Origin of the sequence: Mycobacterium sp. NAZ190054, assembly GCF_001545925.1 — a bacterium.
GTDB lineage: Bacteria > Actinomycetota > Actinomycetes > Mycobacteriales > Mycobacteriaceae > Mycobacterium.
In genome coordinates this window covers 1-15,241 of record NZ_LMVQ01000549.1, presented here as the reverse complement: position 1 = coordinate 15,241, position 15,241 = coordinate 1, and the positions used below count along the sequence as shown (strand labels likewise).

Sequence of the window (15,241 nt, the reverse complement as noted above, 5' to 3'; positions counted from 1 at the left end):
ATGACATTCTCTTTATCGGAGAGTATCATATCCGTCACCATGTCCGACGAGCGCGCCGAGACGGCCAAGTGGGACCCCGGATTCACCCGGCAGATCACCAACTGGGTGGGGCCGGTGATCCGACGTTACTTCCGGGCGGAGGTGCGCGGCATCGGTTCGGTGCCCGCCCACGGCGGGGCCCTGGTGGTGTCCAACCATTCCGGCGGCATGCTGACCCCGGACGTGTTGGTGTTCGCGCCCGCGTTCTATGAGCACTTCGGATTCGACCGCCCGCTGTACACGCTCGCCCACTACGGCGTGCTCGTGGGGCCGCTCGGTGACCTGCTGCGCAAGGCGGGGGTGATCGAGGCCAGCCGGGAGAACGCCGCCGACGCGCTGCGCTCGGGTGCGGTGGTGCTGGTGTTCCCCGGCGGTGACTACGACTCGTACCGGCCTACCATGGCGGCGAACGTGGTGGATTTCGCCGGGCGCACCGGATATGTCCGCACGGCGCTGGAAGCCCGTGTGCCGATCGTGCCGGTGGTGTCGATCGGGGCTCAGGAGACGCAGATGTTCCTGGCCCGGGGCGATTCGATCGCCCGCCGGATCGGCCTCACCCGCGCGCGGATGGAGATCCTGCCGGTCAGTGTCGGCTTCCCGTTCGGTCTCTCGGTGCTCTTCCCGCCCAACCTGCCGCTGCCGTCCAAGATCGTCACACGGGTGCTCGACCCCGTTGACATCACCGCGCAGTTCGGTGCGGACCCCGACGTCGACGAGGTCGACCACCATGTCCGGGCGGTGATGCAGACCGCGCTCGACGAACTCGCCCGCAAACGCCGCTTCCCGGTGCTGGGTTGATCATGGCCGATCCGCTGGGACTCCTCACCACGCTCTGGCGCGCGCGGCTGATTGCGCCGATGCGTCCGGACCGGTACCTGCGGATGGGACTGGCCATGCGCCGCGCCGGCCTGACCGCGACCGTCGGGTTCGCCGCGGCCGCGCAGCGGTGCCCGGACCGTCCCGGGATCGTCGACGAGCTCGGAACGCTGACCTGGAAACAGCTCGACGACCGCTGTGACGCGCTCGGTGTCGCGCTGCAGGAGCGTAAGCCGGGAACCGTTGCGGTGATGTGCCGCAACCACCGCGGCTTCGTCGAGGCGCTCGTCGGGGCCAACCGCATCGGCGCCGACGTGCTGTTGTTGAACACTTCGTTCGCGGGCCCGGCGATGGCCGAGGTCATCGAACGCGAAGGCGCCGACGTCGTGATCTACGACCAGGAGTTCACCGAGACCGTCGACCGTGCGCTGCAGAACCGGCCGCAGACCGAACGGATCCTGGGGTGGGTCGACAGCGACGGGGCGAGCGCCGCGACGGGGGACATGTCAGGCGCCCCGGCGCTGGAAGCGCTGATCGACGCGCACCTGGGCCGGCGTCCGCAACCGGCCGACCGCAAGAGCGACATCATCCTGCTCACATCGGGGACCACCGGAACGCCCAAGGGCGCCAAGCGTTCTGCGGGCAGTGGTGGAGCCGGTGACCTCAAGGCCGTGCTCGACCGCACCCCGTGGCGGGCCGAGGAACCGGTCGTGATCGCGGCGCCCATGTTCCACGCCTGGGGGTTCTCCCAGCTGCTCTTCGCCGCGCTGCTGGCCTGCCCGATCGTCACCCGCCGCAAGTTCGATCCCGAGGCGACGCTGGCGTTGATCGACCGCCACCGGGCCACCGGTCTGGCCGTCGTCCCGGTGATGTTCGACCGCATCATGGAACTGCCCGACGAGGTGCGCAACCGTTACAGCGGCAGGACATTACGGTTCGCCACCGCATCCGGCTCGCGGATGCGCCCCGACATCGTGACCGCGTTCATGGACCAGTTCGGTGACGTCGTCTACAACAACTACAACGCCACCGAGGCAGGCATGATCGCCACCGCCACGCCCGCCGACCTGCGGGCGGCCCCGGACACCGCGGGCAGGCCCGCCGACGGTACCGAGTTGCGGATCCTCGACGCCGAGCACCGTGAGGTGCCGACGGGGGAGGTCGGGCAGATCTTCGTCCGCAGCTCCACATTGTTTCGACGGCTACACCTCCGGCGCCACCAGGGATTTCCACGACGGCTTCATGGCCTCGGGCGACATGGGTTATCTCGACGAGGCGGGGCGGTTGTTCGTGGTCGGCCGGGACGACGAGATGATCGTCTCCGGCGGGGAGAACGTCTACCCGATCGAGGTGGAGAAGACGATCGTCGCGCACCCCGGGGTTTCCGAGGCGGCCGTGCTCGGTGTCGACGACGAGCAGTACGGCCAGCGGCTGGCCGCGTTCGTCGTCCCCGCGGCCGGTCACACCCTCACCGTGGACGAACTCAAGCAGCATGTGCGCGACAACCTCGCCAATTACAAAGTGCCACGCGACATCACGATCCTGGGCGAGTTGCCGCGCGGCAGCACCGGCAAGATCCTGCGCAACGAGTTGCGCGGTTAACCCTCGGCGGTCGCGGGGGCCATCGCGGAGTCGATGACCCCGGCGCGCGGCAGACCGCACGCCTGCCGCAGTTCGTCGAAGGCGTGCACCATCGCGTCGGTGGCCTCGTGGGTGTCGTCGAAGGTGCGGTCGTCGGACAGTATCGCGACGTCGAGCTGGTCGACATAGCTCCACACGGTCATGTTGAACGCGCTTCCGGCGGAAAGCACACCGACGGAGTAGATCTCGCTGACCGGAGCACCCCCGATGTGGCCACGCCGGCGCGGGCCCGGGACGTTGGAGATCGCGACGTTCATCAGCCGGTTGCGGCGGGCCCGTTTGGCATGGGCGCGGAACAGTGCCGGGGCGAGCGGCGGCAGATACTCCAGCATCCTGCCCTGTGACGTCGGCCCGAGCAGTTCGTTGGCCTCCTTGGCGCGGGTGCTGGCCACCGACGTCAACTTCAACCGTTCCAGCGGGTCGTCGATGTGCACCGGAAGCGACACCATCATGCCGCCGATCTCGTTGCCGGTGATCCGCTCGGTGGACTTGTCGGTACTGACCGGAACCGTCGCCATGATGGGGCGGTCGGCTCGACCGTCGTAGCGCAGCAGTAGCTCCCGCAGGCCACCGGCCGCGACGGCCAGCACGACGTCGTTGAAGGTCACACCGAGGTACTTCGTCGTCTCCTTGACCTCGGCGAGCGACAGCGAGGCGGTCGCGAACGTGCGGACGGGGGAGACGACGTGGTTGAGGAAGGTGGGGGGAGCGTTGAACGGCTTGGCCAGGTCGGGATCGTCGCGGCGCTCGCGGGCACGTCTGCGCAGCCGGGACACCCCGCGGGCGGCGTCGGTGAGGAGGCCGGGCAGCTCGGCGATCTTCCGGAAGTGGTCGAGCTGTGCTTCCCTCAGCAGTTCGGCGCTGGAGGGCTCCCGGCACGGCGTGGGCGGTTCGTCCCGCTCATCCTGTACCGGCCCCGCCAGATCCATAAGCCGGGCAAGCAGATTCGCCGATGCCACCCCGTCGGCGAGAGTGTGGTGCACCTTGCCGATGAGGGCGAAGCGGTTGTCGGCCATGCCTTCGGCGAAGTGGAACTCCCACAGCGGCCGGGTGCGGTCCAGCGGTGTGCTCGCGATCTCCCCGATGACCCGGTCGAGTTCCCGCCGGCGCCCCGGAGCGGGCACGCGGACGCGGCGCAGGTGGTAGTCCAGATCGACCGGGCAGTCCTCCAGCCACATCGGGTGGTGCAGGCGCCACGGGATGTCGATCAAGCGGTAGCGCAGCGGGTCGAGCAGGTGCAGCCGCCGCGCGACGGTGCGCCGGAACGCGTCGAACCCGTAGTCGCCGTCGTAACCGGACGCGTCGATCACCGCCACCTTGAGGGTGTGGGTGTGCAGATTCGGCGTCTCGCTGTACAACAGCATGGCGTCCATGCCGTTGAGCCGCCTCATGGACGGATATGCAACCATCCGCGGCTCATGATCACGGTGGTTTCGCCGAACGCGTCACCCGCAGACGGCGTCGAGCGCGTCCCGCGTCTCCAGATCGACGTATGCCGCGGCGTATCGTTGCGCCAAGGCCAGGCAGATGTCGGCGCCCTGCCAGGCGTCCCCACCGGACAGCGTCGCCATCCAGATGGCCAACCCGTGCGCGACCGACGCGCGGTATCCCAGCCATACCTCCTCGGCCGAGGGGAGTTCGTCGGCGGGCAGTACGAGTGCATCGCGGTACTCGCCGAGCAGCTCGCGCTCGGCCCGCCTGCGGTCCTCGATGGTCAGGGCGCCCTGCAGGAAGTAGCCGAGGTCCAGCGAGAATCCCCCGCGGCGCACCATCTGCCAGTCGAGGAAGCCGACGTGGTCGCCGGGCAGCACATAGGTGTTGCCGATGTGCGGGTCGCCGTGCAGCAAGGTCTGCGGCCCGGCGATGAGTGATCCGATGTAGCGGGCCCAGACGTCGACGAACAGTTCGGTGCCGCTGAGCGCGATCACCTCGGCAGGCGCGGTGTCGCCCAGCCGGTCATGGGCGATGTGCAGCGGGGCGTACTCGAGTCCCTGGAATGCCACGAACGGCTCCACCCAGCTCAGCGCGGGTTGGCCGGTGAGCCGCTCGCCCCAGTATTCGCTGTGCAGCCGCGCCAGCCCGCGCACGCCGGCGGTGGCCTGTTCCACGGTCATGGGCCGGGTGGAGTCGCGCGGGTCGGCCCCGCGCGAGGCCACGTCCTCCATGATCATCAGGAAGTCGCGGCGGTCCTCGTCGATGATTGCCGTGTAGACGTCGGGATGGTCCAGGGGCAGCACCACGCCGGACGCGAACAGCCGCGGCTCGTGGTACAGGCCGCTGGTCAGCGCGACCAGGTCTGCGTGCTCAGGGTCGACGGCCTTGGCGAAGACCGTCGCCGGACCCGCCCCGGCTGAGTACTCCAGCGCCAGCCGCGCTCGGCGGTTGGTGCCGTCGTCCCGGAGCGCCACCCGGACAGTGGCGACCTCGGCTCCCGGGAAGTGTTGCGCGAGAACCGAGGTCATCCATGCCGGGGTGATCTCGTCCCAGTCCCGCGGAATCGACAGCTCGGTGGCGGTCACACTTGTCCCGGTTACTTCAGGCAGCTGCCGCCGTCGACCGGGAGTGTGACACCGGTGATGAAACGCGCTTCGTCGGAAGCCAGGAACAGCACGGCGTTGGCGATGTCCTCGGGCTCCACCCAGCCGATGGGCAGAGTGTGCATCAGCTGACCGACGACCTTCATGTCGTCCGGGCCCGGGTTCTCCAGATCGGGACGGAACAGCTTCATCGTCGGTTCGTTCATGAACAGCGGGGTGTTCACATTGGTCGGGTGCACCGAGTTGACCCGGATGTTCTGCGCACCGAGCTCGACGGCGAAGGTCCGCATCAGCCCGACCACACCGTGTTTGGCGGCGACGTAGTGGCCGGTGTGCGGGTAGGCCTTCAGGCCGCCGACCGAGCTGGTCAGGATGATCGACCCGCCGCGGCCGCCGGCGAGAATATGGGGCACACCGGCTTTCACGGTCTTCCACACACCGGAGAGGTTGACCGCGATCATGTCGTCCCAGTCCGGTTCGCCGGTCTTGTCGAGCGTCTGCCCGCCGTTGCCGATACCGGCGTTGGCGACGATGATGTCCAGCCGGCCGAACTCCTCGACGCCGGCGTCGACGGCGGCCTTGAGGGCGTCGTAGTCGCGGACGTCGACCTCGGCGGTGTGGATGCGGCCGCCGGCGTTCTTGACCATGTCCGCCGTCTCGGCGAGATCCTCCGGCGTGGACAGCGGGATCAGCACGCTGTCGATCTGCTTGCAGATGTCGACGGCGATGATGTCGGCACCCTCCTGGGCCATCCGCACCGCATGGGCCCGTCCCTGTCCGCGCGCCGCGCCGGTGATGAAAGCGACCTTGCCTTCTACGCGTCCTGCCATGTTTCTCTCAGTCCTTTTCGTGGTGGTTGTTCTGGATCAAGAAATGAAGGTCGGCATCGATTCCCAGCCGCGGACGGCCGTGGTCTGCGACGGCTTGGCATTCGCCCAGTCGACCTCCCAGGACGGGAACCGTTTGAGGATCTCCTCCAGCGCGATGCGGCCCTCCAGTCGGGCCAGCGCGTTGCCCATGCAGAAATGCGTCCCGGCGCCAAAGGTCATGTGCGACCTCAGATCCCGATGGATGTCGAACACATCACCGTCCGGTGGGAAGCGGCGGGCGTCCCGGTTGGCGGAGCCGACGAGCATGAGCATGGCCGATCCTTCGGGCACCACCTGGCCGTAGTACTCCACGTCACGAGCCACGTATCGGGCGATCTGCAACGCCGGTGGCTCCCAGCGCAGAATCTCCTCGATCGCCTGCGGGATCAGTGCCGGGTCGGCCACCAGTTGGGCGCGCTGATCGGGGTGGTCGGCGAGTGTCTTTCCCGCCCAACCGATCAGCCGGGTTGTGGTCTCGCTACCCGCCGTCGCGATGACGGTCAGGTACATGAGCAACTCGTCACGACGCAACTTGCGTCGAGTTCCGGTCTCGTCCTCGAACTCGGCGTTGAGGAGGTCGGTCATGATGTCGTCGGAAGGGTGCTCGGTTCGGTAGTCGATGAATTCCGCGAACACCTCACCGGTGGCCATCAGGTCGACCGAGTCACCCTGCAGCGTGGCCTCGCCGTGTTCGGTCACTCGACGCTGATCTTCTTCCGGGATACCGAGGAGCATGCCGATGACGCGCATCGGCATCTGTTCGCCGAGATCGTTGACGAAGTCGAACCGGTCCGATCCGACCAGCGGATCCAGACAGCGGGAGGTGAACTCGCGGATCTGCGGTTCCAGCGCGAGTACCTTGCGCGGGGTGAACACCCGGGACAGCAGGTTGCGGTGGATGTTGTGGATCGGCGGATCCTCGAAGATCAATGTGCCGGGCGGGATTTCCATGCCGGACTTGATGATCTCCAACAGCGCGCCTCGTCCGGAGATGAACGTCTCGTGGTTGATGACGGCCTTGTTGACGTCTTCGAAGCGGCTCAGCGCGTAGAAATCGTGCTTGGCGTTGTAGTACAGCGGAGCTTCTTCTCGGAGGCGGGCGAACACCGCGTAGGGGTTCATGTTGAGTTCGACGCTGTAGGGGTCGTAGTACAACTCGTCCGCCGTCGCGGCGTTCTGCACATCGGAGTTATCGGTGCTGATCGTCACGGTGTCCCTCTCGCTGGACCAGACTTTGGTAAGACAACGGGCTGCAATTTGTCTCACAACTTTGGCATTACGGACGCGGAGGTGTCAATGGCCGAACCGTTTCCGGCAACTGATCCTCTCATCGCAGAAGAACAGCCTTCTCCGATAGATGCGATTGTGGGCGAGGGTCGCCGATGGCGACGACAAATCTCAGGGCCGGGAGAGCGTGATTTCCGGTCAGACGACGGCGAAGCCGTAGGCGCAGAAGTCCCAGACCTCGTCCGCGGTGATGGGATGGGCGGCGTTTTCGCCGCCATCGCCGCTGGCCTGCGCGACGAACATGACGGTCTGCATGGTCATCGCGGCCATCCGCTTGGGGTTGATGCCCTCGCGAAGCTGGCCGGCCGCGCTCGCCTCCTCCATCAGCTCGGTGAGCAGCGCGAGCAGCGGCGCGTGCGCCACTTTCACCTCGGAGGGGTGCGACACGAGCAGCCGCGGGGCGAAATCGGTGAACAGCGGACGCTGGGCGGCGGGATCCGGTCGAGACGACTCGAAGAGAAGTTGAATGGCCACCTTCAGGCGCTCGAGCGGATCTTCATGCCCGGCGGTGGCGGCGCGGATCTGATCGGCCGACCTGCTGAGTGCGTCCTCGAAGAGAGCCAGGAGAAGTTCGTGCTTACCGTCGAACTGCAGGTAAAAGCTGCGGAGGGACTGGCGGGAGCGGTCGACGACCTCCTGCACCGTGAAGTCGGTGCTGCCTTTCTCGATGATGATGGCCTGCGCGGCGTCGAGGAAGCGCTGCACGCGCTGGGCCGCCCGCAACTTGGCGGTTTTGATGGATCGCTCGACCGCGCGCTGCTTCCAGGCAGGTTCTTCGCTCGGGCTCGTCACCGGCGGCTCGGATGCAGACCGATTGGAGAGAACATGAACTGACTGTACCGGAGAACGTCTTGCCATAGCGGCCCCTGACCCCCTCTCGGCCAACGTGTCAGAGATTGTAACTTCCTCATCGGGAGAATAGTATTCTCATTTTGGTGATAACAGAAGGCCCAGATATCGCGCGCCGGTTCCAGGCCGTCCAGCTCACCCATCCGTCGTTCCCGCCGAAACCGGAGGACCGCCCGTGTACATCGACTATGAGGTGACCGACCGGATCGCGACGATCACGCTGAACCGGCCCGAGGCCGCGAATGCGCAGAATCCCGAGCTGCTCGACGAGCTGGACGCGGCCTGGACGCGGGCTGCCGAGGACAACGACGTGGCGGTCATCGTGCTGAGGGCCAACGGAAAACACTTCTCCGCCGGTCACGACCTGCGCGGCGGGGGCCCGGTGCCGGACAAGATCACGCTGGAGTTCATCATCCAGCACGAAGCCAGGCGCTATCTCGAATACACGCTGCGCTGGCGCAACGTGCCGAAGCCGTCGATCGCGGCTGTCCAGGGCCGCTGCATCTCCGGTGGCCTGCTGCTGTGCTGGCCGTGTGACCTGATCATCGCGGCAGACGACGCGCAGTTCTCCGACCCGGTGGTGTTGATGGGCATCGGTGGGGTCGAGTACCACGGCCATACCTGGGAACTCGGTCCCCGCAAGGCGAAGGAGATCCTGTTCACCGGCAGGGCGATGACCGCCGACGAGGTGGCCGGCACCGGGATGGTCAACCGTGTGGTGCCCCGCGACCAGCTGGACGCCGAGACCAGGGCGCTGGCCGAGCAGATCGCCAAGATGCCGCCGTTCGCGCTGCGCCAGGCCAAGCGTGCGGTCAATCAGACGCTGGATGTGCAGGGCTTCTACGCCGCGATCCAGTCGGTGTTCGACGTTCACCAGACCGGGCACGGCAACGCGCTCAGCGTGGGCGGGTGGCCGGTGCTGGTGAACCTCGACGAGATGAAGGCCAACATCAAGTAGCGGAGCGCGTCCGTCGCGCTCGGCGCGCGAAGCGGGGCTACAGGTGGGCCAGGCGGGGCGCCGAGCCGCGCGCCCGCAGGCCGGCCCCGGCTCTGCGGGTGAGTTCCCTTGAGCTGCCGAGCAACCCGTCGAGCACCAGCGCGCGCTTCACGTGGAGTTGCAGCTCGTGCTCCTCGGTGAAGCCGATGCCGCCCAGCACCTGCTGGCAGTTCCTGGCCGCGGTCAGCGCGGCCTTGCCCGCCGCGGCCTTGGCCAGCAACGCGGTCAGGTCGGGGTTGTCCGCCCCGGGAAGCGTCAGCGTCGCCTCGGCGCCTTCGATGGCCACCAGCGTCTCGGCCAACCGGTGCCGGACGGCCTGGAACGACGCGATCGGCTTCCCGAACTGCACGCGGTCCAGCGCGTGCCGGCGGGCCAGGCTCAGCATCGCCCTGGCCGAACCGACGAGCCACCAGCCGACGGCCAACCGCGCCTCGGCCACCCGGATCGGGTAACCCTCCTCCTCGCGGCGCAGCGGCAGTCCGCCGAGCGTCGGGTCGATGCTCTCCGCACTGATGCGGTCCCACACCACCCACGCGTTGCCGGCATACGGCAACGGAAGCTCGACGGTGTCGCCGATCGTGTTACCGGTGGCGTGCAGCACCACGTCGACGAGAACCGAAGCGTGCGAACCGGTCTCGCCCAACAGCCGGAACACCAGCGGGACGGCGGAATCGGCGGCCTCGGACAGCATCTCGGCCCACCCCATGTCGGCCAGCGCCGCGTCGAGGTCCGGACCGGACTTCGTGAGCATCGTCTTGCGCAGCGAGGCCTCGAGCATGTCGAGTGACGCCTCGTCCATTCCGGGGGCCATCCTCACTCCTTCCCGAGGTCGAGCAGGCGGCGGGCGATGATGTTGCGCTGCACCTCGGCGGTGCCGCCGTAGATGGTCGCCGCCCGCGAATACAGGTACTCGGTGCGCCATTCGGTGTCGTCGAGTTCGACCGCCCCGGGCAGCAGATCGCGTGCGGTGTCGTAGAGGCGCTGTTCGGCGCCGGCCAGCAACACCTTGTCGATGGACGTCTCGGGACCGAGCTTGTGGCCGTCGGCCAGCCGATGCTGGGTCGCGCGGGAGCGGCACCGCAGTGTGTGCAGCGCCAGGTACGCCTCGCCCATGTCCTGGTCCACGGCCTGGCCCTGCCGCTTCACCTCCTCGACGAGCGCGTCGAACCGGGAGTACAGGTACGCGATGCGCTGCCAGAAACACGTCGACCGTTCGTACGGCAGCAGATCCATCGCGAGCTGCCAGCCGTCACCGGGCTTGCCGAGCATGCGCCCGGCATCCACGGCGACGTCGTCGAAGTACACCTCGCAGAACTCGTCGACACCGTGCATGGTGCGCAGCGGGCGCACCGAGATGCCCGGAGTGTCGACGTCGACGAAGAAGGCGGTGATCGCCTGGTGACTGGGGGTGTCCGCGTCGCCGGTGCGGGTCAGCAGGATGCACCGGCGCGAGTACTGGGCGAAACTCGTCCACACCTTCTGACCGTTGACGATCCACTTGTCGCCCTGTTGCACCGCGCGGGTGGTCAGCGACGCCAGGTCACTTCCCGAGCCCGGCTCGGAAAACCCTTGGCACCACTGCTCTTCGCCACTGAGCAGCTTGGGCACCATCTCGGCGGCCAGCTCCTCGGGCGCGTAGTCGATCATCGTCGGCGCCAGCACCTCGAGCATCGAGTACGGTCCCGGCTCGGCCAGCCGCCGGCCCACCACCTCCTCGCCGACGATGGCCCGCAGCAGCGCCGGCCCCCCGAGGCCGCCGGCATGCTCGGGCCAGCCGTAACGGCTCCAGCCGGCGTCGTACAGCGCGCGCTGCACCCGCGCGAACTGCCGGATGTGTCCCGGCAGCGAATGGTCGTCGGCCGGTGGCGTGAGGTCGTTGTCGTCCAGCCAGGCCGCCAACTGCGACCGGAACTCGGCGGCACTCGAGATGTCGGCGGAGACGGTCATCCGGCCTCAGGCCTCCCGATCGCGTGGGGGCGGCCGGAGTCGTGTTCTCCGGAACGCCGGATGAACGTCATGGCACGCGTTTTCAGCCGCCAGCCGTCATCGGTGCGGACGTAGGTGTCGTTGTAGTAGCCGATGCGCATGTCGTGTTTGGAATGCTCGATGAAGCACAGCGGCTGGGTGCCGGTGGCCTTGTCGGGATCCCCGGGGTCGAGGCTCACCAGCGAGGTGCCGGTCATGAACAAGCCCTTGGGGGCGGCGTCGACGAGCTCGGGGAAGCGGGCCAGGGTGTAGGTGGAGCCGAACGCGCTGTAGGTGCCGTCCGGGGTGAACACCGAGATGAGTCCGTCGATGTCGCCCTGCGTGATCGTGACGGCGTACTTCGCGAGGAGCTGCTGGATCTCGACCAGGTCCTCGATCCGGGACGTGCTAGTTCGCGCTGTCATTCTTGAAGACCTTACCGTCCTTCATTACAAATGTGACATTCCGTGTAACACCGATGTCCGTCAGGGGGTCGCCGGGCACCGCGATGATGTCCGCGAGATACCCCTCGGCCAGACGTCCGAGTGAGTCGGAACGGTTGATCAGGTCGGCGGCGACGACCGTGGCCGCGCGCAGCACGGCGGCCGGCGGCATGCCCCAGTCGACCAGTGTGACGAGTTCGTCGGCGTTCTTGCCGTGGGGGATCGCCGGGGCGTCGGTGCCGACGGCGATCTTCACGCCCGCCTCGTAGGCCGCCTTGATCGACGTGCGGGCCTTCGGAAACATCTCGGCGGCCTTGTCCTGCAACTCTTTCGGCGCCCGCGAGACGTCCATGGCCTCAGCCAGCCGCCGCGTCGTCACCAGGAACCGGTCGTTGTCGACCAGCATCTGGATGGCCTCGTCGTCCATCAGGAAGCCGTGCTCGATGCAGTCGATTCCGCAGGCGACCGCGTGCTTGACGGCCTCGGCACCGTGGGTGTGGGCGGCCACCCGCAGCCCCCGCCGGTGCGCCTCGTCGACGATGACCCGCAACTCCTCGTCGGAATAGTGCTGTGCACCGGCCTCCCCGGTCAGCGACATCACGCCGCCCGAACAGCAGACCTTGATGAGCTCGGCGCCATGTTTGATCTGGTAGCGCACCGCCTTGCGGATCTCGTCGACCCCGTTGGCGATGCCTTCCTCGACCGTCAACTCCAGCACGCCCGGCATGAACGCCGCGAACATCGTCGGGTCGAGGTGGCCACCCGTCGGCGTGATGGCATGGCCGGCGGGGATGACCCGGGGGCCGTCGATCCAGCCGGCGGCGATCGCCTTGCCGAGCGCGACGTCGAGCAGGTAACCGCCTGTCTTGACGAACAATCCGAGGTTGCGCACGGTGGTGAAGCCGGCTCGCAACGTGCGCCGGGCGTTGCCCACGGCGCGCAGCACGCGCGTCGCGGGATCGTCCTGAACCTGCGACAGGCCGGGGTTCTCCCCGCGCCCACCCATGAGGAGGTTGACCTCCATGTCCATCAGCCCGGGCAGCAGGATGGCGTCACCGAGGTCGATGACCTCCCCCTGTTCGGCACCTCCGACGGCGACGATGCGGCCGTCGTCGACGGTGACGGTGCCGGGGCGGATGACCTCCCCGGCGTCGACGTCGACCAGACCCGCGGCCTTCAGGGAGATCGGCGGCACTAGACCACCGGCTCCTTGATGCAGGTGATGTAGGTGGCACCGCTGTCGAGCACCCGCGGCTGCTTCCACACCTCGATGGGGAACGACACGTTCACCAGTGACTGCATCATGTGGATGAGAGCCTTTGCGTCCTCGGGCATTCCGTCCAGCGGGAAGCGGGCGTCGCAGTATTCCATGACGGCCTCCAGCCGGGGCATCGCGGCGTCGTAGAACTCCTGCATCTCGGCCATCGTCGAGGCCAACCGCTTCTGGTAGCGGTCTTCCTCGTTGGGCAGGCACCAGTCGGTGAACCGCTCCAGATCGGCGAATTCTTCCGGCAGCTTAGACATTGATGGCGTCCTTCTCGCTGGTCGTCACGGCATGGCCGTTGGCATTACCGTTTCCGATGCCCTTCTCCTTCTTGTACGCGTTCACGTGATCCCACGCCGTCTTGTGCAGGTGACGAAGCAGGACCTCCTGATCGCACAGCGGGAAGTCGGTGACGACCCGGGTGTTGATCTGCGTCTGGGTGGCTTCCAGGGTGTTCGCGTCCTGGAACGCGTACTCCTTGAACGTCACCGCCGCGAGCTCATGAGCGAGCCGCTCACGGGTGTTGGTGGCGGGCACGAAGTACAGGGTGCACTCGAAGATGTGCTTATCCACGTCGGTGGGCCAGTAGTGATAGGTCAGGTACCAGCCGGGCGCCCAGAGCAGCAGCGTGAAGTTCGGGAAGAACTCGAACGAATCCTGGCCCCAGGCGTGGTGACGCGAGGGATTGACCGCCGGCGGCAGCTCGTCGGGCAGGATGCCCTTGATCTTCGGCCGGTCCCACGGGCCGAACAACCCGCTGTGCAGGATCCTCTCGATGGGCTTGACCATGCTCTCGTCCTTGGGCGGGCTCATGCCGCCCCACGACGAGACCATCGAGTGCCTGCCCTTGATGTCGTAGGCCAGCGCCTCGAAACCATACTGGGCGAGCTTCTCGGCCTCCTCCTTGACCGCCTGCTTCATGTGCAGGATCGGCGCGTGGTAGAACTCCACGAACGCGTCGATGAACAGCTTCCAGTTCGAGTTGATTTCGGCACGATAGGAATACGTTTCGGTCATCTCGTGGAAGGGGTACCCCTCGAGGCCCTTTGCGAAGTCGCCGAGGTAGTCGATCAACGGCTCGGCGTCGTTGTCGAAGTTGATGAAGATGAAGCCCTCCCACACCTCGCAGCGCACCGGCACCAGGCCGTAGTCCGCCTTGTCGACGTCGAAGAACTCACCCTCCTGCTGGATGAACGTCAGATCGCCCTTGAGGCTGTAGCGCCACGCGTGGTACTTGCAGGTGAACTGGCGGCACGTGCCCGAGACCTCTTCCCCCGGATAGTCGTTCCACACCAGCTTGTTTCCGCGGTGGCGGCACATGTTGTAGAAGGCGCGCACCTCGTTGTCGGTGTCCTTGACAATGATCACCGAGGTGCCGGCGCCGGCCGACGGCATCTCACGGGTGAAGTAGCTGCCCTTCTTGGGCAGCCGCTCCACCCGTCCGACGTTCAGCCAGCACTTCCTGAAGATGGCCTGCTGTTCGAGCTTCCACTGCTCCGGGTCGATCGAATCGGTGTAGGCGACCGGCGCGGTGCCGAGTTCGGGCCAGTGTTCGGTCCAGCTCCCCTCGGCTGGTTTGGGGAAGAATGCCACGGTGTCTACCTCTCTGAGTTCATTTCGGAGTCGGGTTCTACGCCAAAGGTGTTGATGGCCATGGCCAATGAGCCATAGCAACCGATCGTGAAGACGAGGTCCATCAGCTGGCGCTCGTCGAGGTGGTCGGACAGCGCTGCCCAGGTGGGGTCGGAGACGACGGAGTCGTGGTGCAGTTCGTCGACGGCGGCCAGCACCGCGCGGTCGAGCTCGCCGGACGCCTCGCCCCGTTCGATGCCGGCGATGACGTCGTCGGTCAGACCCGCCTCGAGCCCCATGGCCACGTGGTGGCGCCACTCGTACTCACAGTCGGTGAGGTGGGCGACGCGAAGTACGGCGAGTTCGCGCAGCCGCTCGGGCAGTGTCGAACCGTAGAGCAGGTGGAAGTTGAAGCGCAGGAATCCGCGGGCGAGCCTCGGGTGACGCATCAGGGTCGCGACGAGGTTCCCGGTGGCTTCCGGATTGCGCCGTTCGGCGGGCATCAGGCCCGAAAGCGCCTTGTCGACGGCCTCGTCCCACTGGTCTGCAGGCAGTGGCGCCACGCGCACCGGCAGGCTCCTCTCACTCATGAGAATCAGGTTCTCATATTTCGCCAATAGATTTCCACTTTTCCCGTCCGGCGTCAACGGACGGCCCGCTGACCGCCGGTCAGCGGGCCGCCGGAGCGCCGTCGACTCGGCGGTCTGCCAGCGCAGATGTCGCTGACGGACATTGATTCTCTCTGTTGGAGAAGCTAGTTTCCTTGGTAGGAGAACAATAGGCCGAAACCACCGCAGGTCCCCGGTGCGGGCCGAGGGACGGAAGGAGAGCCAGCATGAACAAGGACGAGATGATTTTGATCAGCGTGGATGATCACATCGTTGAGCCGCCGGATATGTTCAAGAATCATTTGCCGCGGAGGTATTTGGATGAGGCGCCGCGGTTGGTGCATAACCCGGACG

The 15,241-nt window shown here is 66.8% G+C and carries 14 protein-coding genes and 1 pseudogene; 3 read left to right on the top strand and 12 right to left on the bottom strand.

Translation table 11 applies throughout. The annotated features are described in order from the left end of the window. Both ASJ79_RS25845 and fadD12 read left to right on the top strand, forming a co-directional pair. Nucleotides 1–837, top strand: a complete 837-nt coding sequence (locus ASJ79_RS25845) for a lysophospholipid acyltransferase family protein (protein ID WP_067961549.1) — start codon at nucleotides 1–3, stop codon at nucleotides 835–837. A gap of 2 nt (nucleotides 838–839) precedes the next feature. Next, nucleotides 840–2,457 (top strand): annotated as a pseudogene (fadD12, locus tag ASJ79_RS25840) (acyl-CoA ligase FadD12). Here the strand turns inward: fadD12 and ASJ79_RS25835 are convergent. From ASJ79_RS25835 to ASJ79_RS25815, 5 genes are all read right to left on the bottom strand, one after another. After that, on the bottom strand, nucleotides 2,454–3,887 hold the full coding sequence (locus tag ASJ79_RS25835) for a wax ester/triacylglycerol synthase family O-acyltransferase (RefSeq protein WP_067961547.1): 1,434 nt from the start codon (nucleotides 3,885–3,887) through the stop codon (nucleotides 2,454–2,456). The pseudogene fadD12 and the gene ASJ79_RS25835 sit on opposite strands and share 4 nt — an antisense overlap. Nucleotides 3,888–3,941: 54 nt before the next feature. After that, complete coding sequence (locus ASJ79_RS25830; protein ID WP_067961544.1) at nucleotides 3,942–5,015, bottom strand: phosphotransferase; 1,074 nt, start codon at nucleotides 5,013–5,015, stop codon at nucleotides 3,942–3,944. 11 nt (nucleotides 5,016–5,026) lie between these two features. Beyond that, on the bottom strand, nucleotides 5,027–5,863 hold the full coding sequence (locus tag ASJ79_RS25825) for a mycofactocin-coupled SDR family oxidoreductase (protein ID WP_067961542.1): 837 nt from the start codon (nucleotides 5,861–5,863) through the stop codon (nucleotides 5,027–5,029). 36 nt (nucleotides 5,864–5,899) lie between these two features. After that, nucleotides 5,900–7,111 (bottom strand): cytochrome P450, encoded by a 1,212-nt coding sequence (locus ASJ79_RS25820; RefSeq protein WP_067961540.1) that lies wholly within the window; start codon nucleotides 7,109–7,111, stop codon nucleotides 5,900–5,902. A gap of 216 nt (nucleotides 7,112–7,327) precedes the next feature. Beyond that, nucleotides 7,328–8,047 carry a TetR/AcrR family transcriptional regulator gene (locus tag ASJ79_RS25815; protein ID WP_082754062.1) on the bottom strand — a complete coding sequence of 240 codons (720 nt, stop codon included), beginning with the start codon at nucleotides 8,045–8,047 and terminating at the stop codon, nucleotides 7,328–7,330. Between the two features lie 166 nt (nucleotides 8,048–8,213). Between ASJ79_RS25815 and ASJ79_RS25810 the strand changes: the two genes are divergently transcribed. After that, a complete protein-coding gene (locus ASJ79_RS25810) occupies nucleotides 8,214–8,996 on the top strand; it encodes an enoyl-CoA hydratase (protein ID WP_067961535.1) in 783 nt (260 codons plus the stop codon). Nucleotides 8,997–9,033: 37 nt separating this feature from the next. Here ASJ79_RS25810 and ASJ79_RS25805 read toward each other — a convergent pair whose 3' ends face one another. Genes ASJ79_RS25805 through ASJ79_RS25775 form a run of 7 tightly spaced genes read right to left on the bottom strand, consistent with a single transcriptional unit; the run spans nucleotide 9,034 to nucleotide 14,848 of the window. After that, on the bottom strand, nucleotides 9,034–9,834 hold the full coding sequence (locus ASJ79_RS25805; protein WP_067961532.1) for an acyl-CoA dehydrogenase family protein: 801 nt from the start codon (nucleotides 9,832–9,834) through the stop codon (nucleotides 9,034–9,036). Nucleotides 9,835–9,848: 14 nt separating this feature from the next. After that, entirely contained in the window at nucleotides 9,849–10,982 is a 1,134-nt protein-coding gene (locus tag ASJ79_RS25800) for an acyl-CoA dehydrogenase family protein (RefSeq protein ID WP_067961530.1), read from the bottom strand. Further along, nucleotides 10,979–11,425, bottom strand: a complete 447-nt coding sequence (locus tag ASJ79_RS25795; RefSeq protein ID WP_067961528.1) for a nuclear transport factor 2 family protein — start codon at nucleotides 11,423–11,425, stop codon at nucleotides 10,979–10,981. The genes ASJ79_RS25800 and ASJ79_RS25795 overlap by 4 nt, the downstream gene beginning before the upstream one ends. Next, nucleotides 11,409–12,638, bottom strand: a complete 1,230-nt coding sequence (locus ASJ79_RS25790) for an amidohydrolase family protein (RefSeq protein WP_067961525.1) — start codon at nucleotides 12,636–12,638, stop codon at nucleotides 11,409–11,411. Before ASJ79_RS25790 ends, ASJ79_RS25795 begins: the two co-directional genes overlap by 17 nt. Beyond that, entirely contained in the window at nucleotides 12,638–12,967 is a 330-nt protein-coding gene (locus ASJ79_RS25785) for a hypothetical protein (RefSeq protein ID WP_067961523.1), read from the bottom strand. Before ASJ79_RS25785 ends, ASJ79_RS25790 begins: the two co-directional genes overlap by 1 nt. Next, entirely contained in the window at nucleotides 12,960–14,300 is a 1,341-nt protein-coding gene (locus ASJ79_RS25780; RefSeq protein WP_067961521.1) for an SRPBCC family protein, read from the bottom strand. The genes ASJ79_RS25785 and ASJ79_RS25780 overlap by 8 nt, the downstream gene beginning before the upstream one ends. 5 nt (nucleotides 14,301–14,305) lie before the next feature. Continuing rightward, entirely contained in the window at nucleotides 14,306–14,848 is a 543-nt protein-coding gene (locus ASJ79_RS25775; protein WP_067961611.1) for a carboxymuconolactone decarboxylase family protein, read from the bottom strand. Between the last annotated feature and the right edge of the window lie 393 nt (nucleotides 14,849–15,241).

Excerpts from the sequence above, each read along its gene's own strand:
- ASJ79_RS25845 (WP_067961549.1), top strand. The coding sequence starts at position 1 with ATGACATTCTCTTTATCGGAGAGTATCATATCCGTCACCATGTCCGAC.
- ASJ79_RS25835 (WP_067961547.1), bottom strand. The coding sequence starts at position 3,887 with ATGAGGCGGCTCAACGGCATGGACGCCATGCTGTTGTACAGCGAGACG.
- ASJ79_RS25825 (WP_067961542.1), bottom strand. The coding sequence starts at position 5,863 with ATGGCAGGACGCGTAGAAGGCAAGGTCGCTTTCATCACCGGCGCGGCG.
- ASJ79_RS25815 (WP_082754062.1), bottom strand. The coding sequence starts at position 8,047 with ATGGCAAGACGTTCTCCGGTACAGTCAGTTCATGTTCTCTCCAATCGG.
- ASJ79_RS25805 (WP_067961532.1), bottom strand. The coding sequence starts at position 9,834 with ATGGACGAGGCGTCACTCGACATGCTCGAGGCCTCGCTGCGCAAGACG.
- ASJ79_RS25800 (WP_067961530.1), bottom strand. The coding sequence starts at position 10,982 with ATGACCGTCTCCGCCGACATCTCGAGTGCCGCCGAGTTCCGGTCGCAG.
- ASJ79_RS25795 (WP_067961528.1), bottom strand. The coding sequence starts at position 11,425 with ATGACAGCGCGAACTAGCACGTCCCGGATCGAGGACCTGGTCGAGATC.
- ASJ79_RS25785 (WP_067961523.1), bottom strand. The coding sequence starts at position 12,967 with ATGTCTAAGCTGCCGGAAGAATTCGCCGATCTGGAGCGGTTCACCGAC.